We start from the raw sequence: 13,017 nt of genomic DNA, 5'->3' as shown, positions 1-13,017 counted from the left end.
TTAACTGCCTTGATGGGTACCACCTACAGTTATACCGTCAACTCTTATAGTAGGCATACCTACACCGACAGGCACACTTTGACCATCTTTTCCGCAAGTCCCGACACCACTATCAAGAGACATATTATCCCCAATCATACTAACCTTATTCATAGTATCTAGACCACTACCAATCAAAGTAGCACCAACAATTGGAGAGGTGATTTTTCCATCTTCGATTAAATATGCTTCTGAAGCACTAAAGACAAATTTTCCGCTTGTTATATCAACCTGACCACCTGAGAAATTTGCCGCATAAATTCCTTTTTTAACTGATTCGATAATCTCTTCGTGTTTATGCTCTCCGCCTAACATATAAGTATTAGTCATACGTGGCATAGGAAGATGTGCATATGATTCGCGACGTGCATTTCCAGTTAAAGGCATGTTCATTAAATTTGCGTTTAAAGTGTCCTGTAGATATCCGCATAAAACTCCGTCTTCTATAAGGACATTTCTTTGAGTTGGATTTCCTTCATCATCAATATTTAAAGAGCCGCGACGATCTTTAATTGTTCCATCATCTATAACGGTCACACCTTTGGAAGCCACTCTTTCACCAATACGTCCAGAAAATACACTAGTTCCTTTGCGATTAAAATCGCCCTCAAGGCCGTGTCCTACAGCCTCATGAAGAAGAATACCAGGCCAGCCAGAACCTAGAACAACAGTCATTTCTCCTGCAGGTGCTGGCTTAGCTTCTAAATTAATTAGAGCTTCATCTACGGCTTTTTTAACGTATTCTTTTATTAGCTCAACCGTAAAATAATTAAGTCCAAATCTTCCGCCGCCTCCAGCATTTCCCCTTTCACGACGACCATTTCTCTCAGCAATTACGGTTAGTGAAAGTCTAACAAGAGGCCTAATATCAGCCTCCAAACGACCACCACTACTAACAACTAAAACAACTTCATATTCAGCCCCGAGACCAGCCATAACTTGCTTAATCTCAGGACTCATAGCTCTCGCATATTTTTCGACCTTATGAAGAATCTCTAGCTTCTCTTCTGAAGTCATAGTATTGATAGGGTCAATAGGTGCGTAAAGGCTTTCACTTTTAACTAAACCTTTTGGAGATGTGTATACCTTAGCCTCCCCTTGGGTGGCAATGCTTTTGACGGTCTCCGCATTCTTTAAAAGAATCGATGAAGATAATTCATCCGAATAGGAAAATGCAGTTTTCTCTCCAGCCACAGCTCTAACACCTACACCTTGAGAAATAGAAAAACCACCAGTTTTCACAATCCCCTCTTCTAAACTCCAGTTCTCTGAACTGTTGTACTGAAAGTAGAGATCCGCATAATTCGTTTTATGGCTGTGAATAACACCCAATGCTTTTGCTATATGTTCAATGGTGATTCCATTGTCGTCTAGGAGAATTTTTTTTGCGTGTACGATTGGAGATTCGCTAGAGGAAATAGAGGTCATAAGTTATAAAATTGAACTTTATTTTTTTAAACATATCATTATAGTTCAAACATGCTCGGGACTATAATACATAATCTGAATTTTTACCCTATAAGGTACTATTAATGAATTCTCAAAAAACAGTTTATAGAGAAGATTACCTTCCTTACCCTTATTCAATACAGAACGTTAGTTTATATTTCAAATTAGACCCTAAATGCACCACTGTTACTAATACGATGCAGGTAAAACTTAAAGATGAGAACGACTCAATTGTTCCGCTAGTTTTAAATGGTGTTGATTTGGACATTAAGTCATTAAAAATTAATCATGTAGAGTTTAATGACTATAAATATGAACATGAACTTTTAACTCTAATTCCTCCAGCAAAAGAGTTCACTATTGAGATAGTTAACTCTTGTAACCCAAAGGATAACAGTGCATTAATGGGTTTATATATTTCAGGAGAAAGTTTTTTCACTCAATGCGAGGCAGAAGGATTTAGAAGAATAACCTTTTATCCAGACCGTCCCGATGTTATGTCTGAGTTTAGAGTTACTATTGATGCCTCTAAAGAGAAATACCCACATATCCTCTCTAATGGTAATTTAATTGAGTCACTAGATTTAGAAGATGGAATGCATAGAGCTATATGGCATGACCCATTCCTAAAACCTTGCTATTTATTTGCTTTAGTAGGCGGTCAGTTTGATTTACTTGAAGATCATATAGAAACTAAATCAGGTAGAAAAGTACTACTTCAAATCTATAGTGACCCTGGAAGCAAAAGCCAAACTAAATGGGCTATGGAGAGTTTAAAAAATGCAATCAAGTGGGACGAAGAAAGATTTGGACTTGAACTTGATTTAGAGCGTTTTATGATAGTCGCAGCTCGCGACTTCAATATGGGTGCTATGGAAAACAAAGGACTTAACATTTTTAATGCAATGTATGTATTAGCCTCACCTGAGACAGCTACCGACGCAAATTATCAAGGCATTGAAGGTGTTGTTGGACATGAGTATTTTCATAACTGGACTGGTAACCGCGTCACATGTAGAGACTGGTTTCAATTAAGTCTTAAAGAAGGACTAACAGTATTTAGAGATCAAGAATTCTCTGCAGATATGATGGCTAAAGGACTTGAAAATGAAGAAGCTGAAAGTGCTCGAGCAGTAAATAGAATTCAAGATGTAATTAATTTACGTGCCATTCAATTTGCTGAAGATGAAGGGCCAATGGCACACCCAATTCGACCGCAGTCTTATCAAGAGATAGCAAATTTTTACACATCAACTGTATATGAAAAAGGTGCAGAAGTAATACGCATGCAGCATACTCTTTTAGGTGAAGAGGATTTTCAGGCTGGTATGCGTGAGTATTTCAGACGTCATGATGGGCAGGCCGTAACATGCGATGATTTTGTAAATGCTATGGAATCAATTTATAGCCTTAAAAATCCAGGACGCAATCTTGATATTTTTAGAAGATGGTATTCACAAGCGGGCACACCGACAGTAGACGTGAGCATTGCCTACTCGCCAGAGACTAATGTGGCTCAAGTTACCCTTTCTCAATCATGCCCAAATGTTGGGGTCGAAAAAATGAAAGCGGACTACAAAAAAGAACCATTCCACATACCATTTAAGATTGGATTCATAAATGAGTATGGGGCCACTATTAAAGCTGAACCAATTAGCAACGACTATAATTCTGCGATTACGGAATATGAACCAAATAGTTTTATTCTCGACTTGCATCAAGAAACTCAAACCTGGTCATTTACAAATGTGAGCTCTAAACCAATTCCATCTTTATTAAGGGATTTTTCAGCTCCTGTAAAAGTGAAATATTCTTATACTAAAAATGAGCTAATTACTCTAGCCACTAAGGATACAAATCCATTTGTTCGTTGGGAATCCGCTCAAACTCTAGCGATAAATGAAATACTTGCAATTACTATATCTCCTGAAAAAATAGTGGATGCTGATGTTATTCGTGTGTGGCAGTTAAATATATCTGATACGAATATTAGTGATGCATATAAGGCATTGCTATTGCAGGTGCCTGGATTGAAGTTGCTCTCTCAAATGCAATCACCTATAAATCCACAAAATCTTGTTAGAGCTTCGAAAAAATTCTCACGTGAACTTGCAACTATATTAGAAGGCTTATTTTTTGCTTTGTACTCCAAATTAAACGAAAATCTGACATACGTTTTAGATGCAAAAAATTATGGAGTTCGTGCACTTAAAAATACATGTCTAAATTTTCTGCTTAATCAAGAGTCAGATAAACATTTGAATTTAGCTAATGATCAGTATTTAAATGCAAATAATATGACCGACAGATATGCGGCCTTATCAAGCCTTGTTAAATACCACCCTGACCATGAATTGACTAAAACTTTCTTAAATCACTTCTACCATCAATTTGAAAATGATCAATTAGTTATCGATAAATGGTTTGCACTTCAAGCTATGTATGCAAGTAATATGGATGCTATAAATGCTCTTATTGCCCACCCGCAATTTAATTTATCGAACCCTAATCGTGCACGATCTTTAATTTTCCAATTTAGTATGAATAATATGGAGTTGTTCCATAGTAAAGATGGATTAGGATACGAATTTTTCACCAAATATTTACTTGAAATCGATTCGAAAAATCCTGAAGTTGCAGCTCGGTATGCACGTATTATGGATAATTGGTCTAAATATGATGAGCCTTACCGTGGACTTATGAAAGCACAATTAGATAAAATTTCCGCACAGGATAAACTATCTCCTAATGTGATAGAAATCATTTCAAAAGCATCATCCATTGAGTAAAACATGAAGACTAGAAAAACCTTGTTTCAATATCTCGTTGAACAACAACGTAATGAAAGCAAACTCGCTCCAGAAGTCAGATTGATTATAGAGTCAGTAGCAAGGGCATGCAGGACCATTGCCAACCTAACGGGTAAAGGTGATCTAAATGATGTTTTAGGTGAAACTTCTCAGGAAAATGTTCAAGGAGAGGTTCAGAAAAAATTAGATGTAATTTCCAATGATGTTTTGCTCGAGGCGAATGTATGGGGCGGGCATCTGCTTGCGATGGCTTCTGAAGAGATGGAAGATATTCATAAAATTCCTGAAAAATATCCTAAGGGCGAATATCTTCTTCTATTTGATCCGCTTGATGGCTCATCGAATATTGATGTAAATATTTCTATAGGCACAATTTTCTCAATAGTTAAAGCTGACAGTAAAAAACTAGAAAACCCAAAAATTTCTAAAGATATTTTTTATAACACTGGACGTCAACAAGTTGCCGCAGGTTATGCTTTATATGGCCCACAAACGCAACTAGTTTTTACGGTGGGAAATGGTGTTGTGGCTTTCACTCTAGATACGGAGCTTGGTAGTTGGATTCTTACTAAAGAGAATATACAAATACCTGAAGATACCAAGGAATTTGCCATAAATATGTCTAATATGAGGCATTGGGATGAGCCTGTACAAAATTATATAAATGATTGTTTGGCAGGCACTACAGGTCCTAGAGGAAAAGATTTTAATATGCGATGGGTGGCTTCAATGGTTGCAGAGGTGCATAGAATCTTGCAAAGAGGTGGTATTTTTATGTATCCATGGGATAAACGTAATCCTGAAAAGCCAGGTAAATTGCGTCTTCTTTATGAAGCAAATCCCATGTCTTTAATCATTGAACAAGCTGGCGGTTTGGCTGTGGATACAGTAAATCCTATTTTAGATATTGAACCTAAAGACCTTCATCAAAGAGTGAGTGTGGTCTTGGGTTCAAAAAATGAAGTAGAAACTTTCAAATCCTACTTCAAATAAAAAGAAAGCCTCAAATACGAGGCTTTCAACTATTTTCGTGCATCGTATCCTTCATAAAAATAAGATTGTTCAATACCTTTAAAAATTACCTCTATATCTTCTATTCTATCTGTGAGATTATTTCCTAATAATGTACGAAGTTCTAAATCGTTTATCGGGCTTCTCTCCATAGCTTGGAGATAATCAAATTTATTAATCTTTTCCCAATCCACAACTTTTCTAATTCGTTTTTTTAAAATCATATCAAGCCAAATTCTTGTACTTCTCCCATTACCTTCCATAAAAGGATGGGCTATATTCATTTCAACGTATTTAGCCACAATTTCTTCAAAACTAAATTCTGGCATCTTTTCAATAGCAGATAGAGCTTCCTTGAGATAAAGAGAGTTTGCAAATCGAAAATTTCCCTTTGAGATATTTTTTGTCCTTATCTCACCAGCAAATTCATATAAACCAGAGAATAATTCTCTGTGAATTTCTTTAAGGCCTAGAAGTGTACCTACTTCAATTTGATTTATTTTTCCGCTTAAAAAAAGATTCTTGGCGTTTTCTAAACTTTTTTTATTAATATCGTTGGTATTCATAGGCCCAAAAATCACAAATAAAAATAATTATCTTCGTCTACCACCTAACAAAGATCCTAAAACTCCACGAATTAAAGAGCGTGTCATACGTGAAGCCTCATTTTTAACTGCTCTTTGTATTATGCCATCACGACGTCCCCCACGAGGACCAGTACTGCCGATCATAAAGTCTTTAAAAATTCCAACTACACCTCCACTTCCTTGTGCTTGTGCAGATTCTTCTTGTTGTAGCGCTTGAACTTCTGCAGCACGCTTTTGGAGTATTTCATAAGCGGATTCTCGATCGACAGTACGATCGTATTTACCGTACACATGTGAAGAATTTTTAAGTTGATTTCTCTCAAGGTCAGTGATGGGGCCAATTCTAGAAGCAGGTGCAACAACCCAAGCTCTCTCTGTTATTGTAGGAGCACCTTTTTCATCTAAGAAAGAGATTAAGGCCTCACCCACACCAAGTTCAGTTATAGCCTGTTCGATATTAAGTTTAGGGTTTGGGCGCATGGTTTCAGCTGCAGTTCTAACCGCTTTTTGATCGCGTGGTGTATAAGCACGTAAAGCGTGTTGAACACGATTCCCTAACTGACCTAAAACACTATCAGGAATATCTAATGGATTTTGAGTTACAAAATAAACACCAATTCCTTTTGAACGGCTAAGGCGAACAATAAGCTCAATTCTTTCTAATAATGCATCTGGTGCATCTTCAAAAACCAAATGTGCCTCATCAAAAAAGAAAACAAATTTTGGCTTCTCTAAATCCCCTACTTCTGGCAATGCTTCGTAGATCTCGGCTAGTAACCACAATAAAAACACTCCATATAGTTTAGGCGAATTCATCAATTTATCTGCAGCCAAGATATTAACCATGCCATTTCCGTTATGATCTACTCGCATTAAATCGAATATATCGAGCATAGGTTCTGCAAAGAATTTGTCTGCTCCTTGAGCTTCCAATTCTAGAAGTTTTCTTTGAATGGCCCCAACTGTAGCAGGCGATACGTTTCCGTAAGTACCTTGTATTTCAGCTCTACGATCTGAGACATGCTGCAACATGGCACGTAAATCTTTCATATCAAGGATTAACTGACCCTCATCATCTGCAAGTTTGAATATCAAGCTTAGTACACCAGACTGAGTATCATTTAAATCTAAAATACGTGACAGTAACAGAGGTCCCATATCACTAATAGTTGCTCTAATTGGATGTCCCTGCTCCCCGTATAAATCCCATAAAGTAACAGGACAAGCAGCAAAATTTGGTGTTGGAATACCATATTTTTCTAAACGAGCCACCAATTTTGGAGAGGCTTCACCAGCTTGAGAAATACCTGTTAAGTCACCTTTAACGTCAGCCATAAAAACTGGTACACCTAATTTTGAGAATGACTGAGCAAGAACTTGAAGAGACACAGTCTTACCAGTACCTGTTGCACCTGTTATGCAACCATGCCGATTGGCTAGTTTTGGCAACATATATACAAAATCTTCACTTCCTTTAGCAAAAAGAATAGGCTCAGCCATGATTACCTCATACAAGTAAATTTAACTAGCTAATTATAAATTAACCCTAGTCTTGTTAAAATTAGTCATTTTATATTTAACAAATAGAGAAATTAAATGGCTGGACATAGTAAGTGGGCTAATATTCAACACCGTAAAGGACGTCAAGACGCTAAACGTGGAAAAATCTGGACGAAAATAATTAGAGAGATTCAAGTTGCCGCAAGAGCTGGAGGTCCTGACCCCGATGCAAATCCATCATTACGTCTTGCATGGGATAAGGCTACTGCCGCGAATATGCCTAAAGATAATATAATGCGTGCGATTCAACGCGGAGCTGGCGGTGCAGATGGTGAAAACTACGAAAAAATTCGCTATGAAGGCTATGGCCCTGCTGGTGCAGCCGTGATTGTTGAATGTATGACTGATAACCGCACAAGAACAGTTTCCGATGTTCGTCACGCTTTTACTAAACATGGGGGTAATTTAGGTCAAGACGGAAGCGTAGCCTTTATGTTTAAACATTGTGGACAATTCCTATTTGCTCCAGGTAGTGACGAATCACAAATAATGGACATAGGATTAGAGGCAGGGGCAGATGATGTTATTACAGACGAAGAAGGACTTATTGAAGTGACATGTGAGCCTTCTGATTACATGGCCGTGAAGAAAGCATTTTTAGATGCGGGGTTAACTCCAGAAGTAGATGCCATCATTATGAAACCATTAAACGAGACAGTTCTTGAAGGAGATGATGCCGTTAAAATGCAAAAAATTCTCGATCAACTAGAAAGTCTAGATGATGTTCAAGAAGTACATACTACAGCCGTTTTTGATGAGGCCGAATAGATGAACTTGCTTGTAATTGGCTCTGGTGGACGCGAACATGCAATTGCATGGAGATTGGCTAAATCCAATAAAGTCACTAAAGTGTATATTGCCCCAGGAAATGGCGGGACAGATCAAGAAGCGAAACTCGAGAACATTGCCATCTCAGATAATGAGGGGCTTTTAAAATTTGCTCAAGAAAACGGAATTGAATTTACTGTTGTAGGTCCTGAAGCTCCACTTGCTCAGGGTGTCGTAGATTTATTTCGCAAACATGGTTTAAGGATTTTTGGCCCTACAAAGGCTGCTGCACAGCTTGAAAGTTCCAAAGATTTTGCGAAAAATTTTATGATGCGTCATTCGATTCCAACTGCGGATTATAGGACATTTACATCGACTCAAGAGGCTCATGAATACTTGAACTCAAAGCAGGCACCGATTGTTATAAAAGCGGACGGCTTAGCGGCGGGGAAAGGTGTGGTAGTTGCGATGGATATGGACACCGCTCATGCGACTGTGGATGATTTTCTTGCAGGAGCTACTATGGGCGTAGCGGGTTCTCGCATTGTGATTGAGGATTTTTTAAAGGGCGAGGAAGCTAGTTTTATTGTTATGGTTGATGGTGAACATATACTTCCTCTAGCAAGCAGTCAAGACCACAAACGTCAATTAGATGGCGATAAGGGGCCAAATACAGGTGGTATGGGAGCTTATTCACCTGCTCCTATCGTAAGCGATGTAATTCATAATCGGGTTATGAATGAGATTATTCGCCCAACTATTGAAGGTATGAAAGCTGACGGTATTAAATACACAGGATTTTTATATGCAGGGCTAATGATTGATGATGGTTCAGATGAAACACGTTCTATTAAGGTTTTGGAATTTAATTGCCGCATGGGTGACCCTGAAACGCAGCCTATAATGATGCGTATTAAATCTGATTTCTCCGATATTGTAGGTGCTGCTATAGATGGGCATCTTAACGAGGCAGAGATTGAATGGGATTCAGGATTTGCGTTTGGAGTAGTACTTGCTTCAGATGGATATCCGACTAATCCTAGAAAAGGCGATGCAATTAGTGGTGATTTGAGTGAATCTAATAATTTTAAGATCTTCCATGCAGGCACAAAAATTAACGCAGATGGAGATTTAGTAACTTCAGGTGGCCGTGTACTTTGCGTATGTGCTGTTGGTGAAGAATTGAAAAGAGCCAGGGACATTGCCTACGAGAAAATTAAGAAAATAAATTTTGACGGTATGCAATATCGTACAGATATAGGCTGGAGAGCCTTAAAAGGAAATTAATGCATATAGCCTTATTGGGTGGGAGTTTTAATCCATTTCACAAAGCTCATCTCTCACTTGCTCTAAGTGCACTAAATTTTGGAGAAATTAAGCAAGTGCAATTACTGCCAGCAAAAAAACCGTGGCAGAAACCATCTCAGATGCTGGAAGCCGCTCATAGAATTGCTATGATTAAGCTTTCGATTGCAGGACAATCAAACATATGCATTAACACAAGTGAATTAGAAAGAGATGGGCTTACATATACGATAGATACAGTTGAGGCATTGCCACCGGAGCATAAATATTATTGGATTATGGGCAGTGATCAGCTTCAAAATTTTACGACCTGGCATAGATGGCAGGATATACTTAGACATGTTGATCTGCTAGTGGCTCATAGACCATCCTACCCTCTTGAGATTCCTTCTGAGATAAGCGAAGAACTCAAAAAATTAAATAAAGAGATACATTTTCTGCAAATGGAAGATCAAAATTTATCTTCAACTCAAATTAGAGAAAAAATTAAAAATTCGCAATCTATTGAGGGGCTTGTCCACCCAGAGGTTATAAAATACATTAATACTCACAATCTTTATAAAGAATGAATATTCAAAAACTTCAAAGAATCGTAGTCGATGCACTAGAAGACGTTAAAGCTCAAAATATCAAAATTTTCAACACTACCCATTTAACAAGTTTGTTCGACCGCATGATTATTGCAAGCGGTTCCTCGAATCGACAAACTCGTTCTTTGGCTAAAAGTGTTATTGATGCGGTTCGTAAGCATGATATTGAAATTATTGCACTTGAAGGCGAAGATAGTGGCGAGTGGGTATTAGTGGATATTGGAGATATTATTATCCATTGTATGCAACCACATATTCGTGCATATTATGATTTGGAAGCTGTGTGGGGTGGACGTCCAGTACGCATGAAACTTCTTCCTCAATCCACCATTGAAACACCGCCTTCTCATACTTACGATCCAGATTTGGATTAGTATGAAATTAAAAATTATCGCTGTTGGTCAGAAGATGCCTAAATGGGTTGAAGAGGCATATGCTGAGTATGAAAAACGCATGCCCCCAGAAATACAAGTCTCTTTGCATGAAGTAAAACCTGAACCTAGAACGTCGGGCAAAACAGCAAAACAAATGATGGCCGCAGAAGCTATCAGAATTGAGTCTGCGATTTCAAGCGATGCGTGGGTAGTTGCACTCGATGAACATGGAAGGGATTTGACCACCGTTTCTCTCTCTAAAAGGCTTAGTGAGTGGATGAATGAAAAACCTGAAGTGGTTCTATTGATTGGAGGGCCAGATGGTTTGGATGAAGTACTCAAATCAAAGAGTAATGAAAAATTGAGGTTGTCGTCGTTGACATTGCCACATCCAATGGTCCGTGTGTTGCTAATTGAACAGTTATACAGGGCATGGAGCATATTAAACAATCACCCTTATCACAGAGCTTAGTATGGTCGATGATTTTAAAGAGACACCTATATCAAACAAGTTTCCAATAATATATCTTGCTTCTGAGAGTCCACGCAGACATCAACTACTCAAGCATATTGGAATTCGTCATGAAATATTGCGTGTACCAAAGCCTGAGGGCGAGGATGAACCAATGCTCGAAAACGAGAGACCAGAGGACTATGTGATTCGCACTGCATATGAGAAGTCAGATTTAGCTTGGGATTATGTACTCAATGATAAGCTTTACTATAGGCCCATTCTGACGGCTGACACATGCGTTATGATGGATGGCTATGTTTTAGGTAAGCCAAAAGATGAGATTGATGCGGCTCAGATTTTGCTTAAGCTTTCTGGAAAAATGCATCAGGTGCATACAGCTGTGGTGATAAATGTTAGGGGCGATAGGACATTGGCAGTTTCTCGCACGAATGTTTATTTCAAAAGGCTTTCGATGGATGATGTCTCTAAATATATAGAAAGTGGAGAGCCTTTCGGAAAAGCTGGTGCCTACGGCATTCAGGGCATGGCCTCAATTTTTATTGAAAAAATAGAAGGCAGCTATACGGGTGTGATGGGGCTGCCTTTGTTTGAAACATATCAACTGCTTTGTGGCTTGCGACTTAAAGCTTCCTAGATAGATCTCTTGGGAGCGGAAATGACACGTTCTCCTCGATTCCAGCAACTTTTCTTACAGAAATCGCACCCATTTCGCGTAGTCTATTAATTACATTTTGCACAAGCACTTCTGGGGCAGACGCACCTGCCGTAATGCCTATAGATTTTTTTCCTTCGATCCACTCTGGCTTAATCATATCAGGGTCATCAATAAGATATGAAGGGCAATTAAGGCGTTCAGCCAACTCTCGAAGCCTATTTGAGTTAGAACTATTTGTACTTCCTACAACGAAAAACACATCGCATTGGGGGGCAATGATTTTGACTGCATCCTGACGATTTTGAGTTGCATAACAGATATCGGCTTTTTTGGGGGCAATGATATTGGGAAATTTCTCATGTAAGGCTTTTGTGATCAATGCTGTATCATCAACTGATAATGTAGTTTGAGTAACATAGGCCAAATTATCTGTATTTGGTATATCTAAATTGTGAACATCCTCAACAGTTTCGACAAGGTACATATTGCCTCGGGCTTGACCAAGTGTACCCTCAACTTCAGGGTGTCCTTTATGTCCAATCATAATCACTGACCTACCCGCTTCATGCATTTTTTTTACTTCAATATGCACTTTTGTAACTAGGGGACAGGTTGCATCAAAAACACGCAATCCTCGTGCTTCGGCTTCCTGCCTCACTTTTAGAGAAACCCCGTGAGCAGAAAAAATTACAATAGAACCTTCGGGCACTTCATCGAGTTCGTCGACAAAAATGGCTCCCTTTTCTCTTAATGACTGCACAACAAAACGATTATGAACAATCTCATGACGAACATAGATGGGTGCCCCATGTAGCTCAAGTGCACGCTCAACTATATCTATCGCTCTGTCTACGCCTGCACAAAAGCCACGTGGTTCAGAAAGGAGAATCTCTGCATTTGAATTATCTGTCATTACATAACTCCAATAATTTTTACTTCTATATGAAGTGCTTGTCCCGCCAGTGGATGATTAAAGTCGATAATAACATTCTCTCCGTCCCTACCCTTAAATAGACCAGAATAACGAGAGCCATTTGGAGCAGTAAATTCTATTCGATCATTGATTTCAAAAACTGGAATATCATCTGATCCATTGATTACGGCATCCTCCAATATAGTTTGAACTAGTTCTGGATTTCTTTCTCCGAAAGCTTCAGCTGCGGAAAGTTCAAAACTAAATTGATCGCCCTCTTTATGACCAATTAGTGGTGCTTCCATAGTTTCTGCCCACTGCCCTAAACCCATATGAAGTGTTGCTGGTGGACCATTGAAGGTATTTATAAATTCTTCCGCTGGCAATGCTCCTGTTTTTAAGAGTATTTTGTAGTGGAGAGTTAAGTATGAATCATTATGGATAGTTTTATCATCCCGACTAGTCATAAGGATTAATTTCC

13 protein-coding genes are annotated in these 13,017 nt (G+C 38.5%); 8 read left to right on the top strand and 5 right to left on the bottom strand.

The annotated features are described in order from the left end of the window. On the bottom strand, positions 1-1,467 hold the full coding sequence (gene tldD, locus TASI_RS02850; protein WP_014111256.1) for a metalloprotease TldD: 1,467 nt from the start codon (positions 1,465-1,467) through the stop codon (positions 1-3). A gap of 104 nt (positions 1,468-1,571) precedes the next feature. Between tldD and pepN the strand changes: the two genes are divergently transcribed. Both pepN and TASI_RS02840 read left to right on the top strand, forming a co-directional pair. Beyond that, the gene (gene pepN / locus TASI_RS02845; RefSeq protein WP_014111255.1) at positions 1,572-4,277 is read left to right on the top strand and encodes an aminopeptidase N; all 2,706 of its coding nucleotides are present in this window, start codon (positions 1,572-1,574) and stop codon (positions 4,275-4,277) included. 3 nt (positions 4,278-4,280) lie between these two features. Next, the gene (locus TASI_RS02840; protein ID WP_014111254.1) at positions 4,281-5,291 is read left to right on the top strand and encodes a class 1 fructose-bisphosphatase; all 1,011 of its coding nucleotides are present in this window, start codon (positions 4,281-4,283) and stop codon (positions 5,289-5,291) included. Positions 5,292-5,320: 29 nt separating this feature from the next. Here the strand turns inward: TASI_RS02840 and fic are convergent, their stop codons facing one another. Further along, positions 5,321-5,875, bottom strand: coding sequence for a protein adenylyltransferase Fic (fic, locus tag TASI_RS02835; RefSeq protein WP_014111253.1), 555 nt, complete (start codon positions 5,873-5,875; stop codon positions 5,321-5,323). Positions 5,876-5,902: 27 nt separating this feature from the next. Next, a complete protein-coding gene (locus TASI_RS02830) occupies positions 5,903-7,396 on the bottom strand; it encodes a helicase HerA-like C-terminal domain-containing protein (RefSeq protein ID WP_014111252.1) in 1,494 nt (497 codons plus the stop codon). A 96-nt stretch (positions 7,397-7,492) separates the two neighbouring features. On the opposite strand from TASI_RS02830, the gene TASI_RS02825 reads away from it, so the two are divergent. The 6 genes from TASI_RS02825 to TASI_RS02800 are packed head-to-tail and all read left to right on the top strand — an operon-like array spanning position 7,493 to position 11,602. Beyond that, positions 7,493-8,224: a YebC/PmpR family DNA-binding transcriptional regulator gene (locus TASI_RS02825; protein ID WP_014111251.1), complete on the top strand. Its 732-nt coding sequence runs from the start codon at positions 7,493-7,495 to the stop codon at positions 8,222-8,224. Beyond that, on the top strand, positions 8,225-9,511 hold the full coding sequence (gene purD / locus TASI_RS02820; RefSeq protein WP_014111250.1) for a phosphoribosylamine--glycine ligase: 1,287 nt from the start codon (positions 8,225-8,227) through the stop codon (positions 9,509-9,511). Beyond that, a complete protein-coding gene (gene nadD / locus TASI_RS02815) occupies positions 9,511-10,098 on the top strand; it encodes a nicotinate (nicotinamide) nucleotide adenylyltransferase (protein WP_014111249.1) in 588 nt (195 codons plus the stop codon). The genes purD and nadD overlap by 1 nt, the downstream gene beginning before the upstream one ends. Beyond that, positions 10,095-10,493: a ribosome silencing factor gene (gene rsfS / locus TASI_RS02810; RefSeq protein ID WP_014111248.1), complete on the top strand. Its 399-nt coding sequence runs from the start codon at positions 10,095-10,097 to the stop codon at positions 10,491-10,493. Before nadD ends, rsfS begins: the two co-directional genes overlap by 4 nt. A gap of 1 nt (position 10,494) precedes the next feature. After that, positions 10,495-10,965, top strand: a complete 471-nt coding sequence (gene rlmH, locus TASI_RS02805) for a 23S rRNA (pseudouridine(1915)-N(3))-methyltransferase RlmH (RefSeq protein WP_014111247.1) — start codon at positions 10,495-10,497, stop codon at positions 10,963-10,965. Between the two features lies 1 nt (position 10,966). Then, positions 10,967-11,602 carry a Maf family protein gene (locus TASI_RS02800; RefSeq protein ID WP_014111246.1) on the top strand — a complete coding sequence of 212 codons (636 nt, stop codon included), beginning with the start codon at positions 10,967-10,969 and terminating at the stop codon, positions 11,600-11,602. Here the strand turns inward: TASI_RS02800 and ispH are convergent. Continuing rightward, positions 11,589-12,536, bottom strand: coding sequence for a 4-hydroxy-3-methylbut-2-enyl diphosphate reductase (gene ispH / locus TASI_RS02795; RefSeq protein ID WP_014111245.1), 948 nt, complete (start codon positions 12,534-12,536; stop codon positions 11,589-11,591). The two genes, TASI_RS02800 and ispH, sit on opposite strands and share 14 nt — an antisense overlap. Then, the gene (locus tag TASI_RS02790; protein WP_014111244.1) at positions 12,536-13,003 is read right to left on the bottom strand and encodes an FKBP-type peptidyl-prolyl cis-trans isomerase; all 468 of its coding nucleotides are present in this window, start codon (positions 13,001-13,003) and stop codon (positions 12,536-12,538) included. Before TASI_RS02790 ends, ispH begins: the two co-directional genes overlap by 1 nt. Positions 13,004-13,017 lie beyond the last annotated feature (14 nt).

This window comes from Taylorella asinigenitalis MCE3 (genome assembly GCF_000226625.1).
GTDB classification, from domain to species: domain Bacteria; phylum Pseudomonadota; class Gammaproteobacteria; order Burkholderiales; family Burkholderiaceae_B; genus Taylorella; species Taylorella asinigenitalis.
This window is presented reverse-complemented; position numbering and strand designations above follow the sequence as displayed.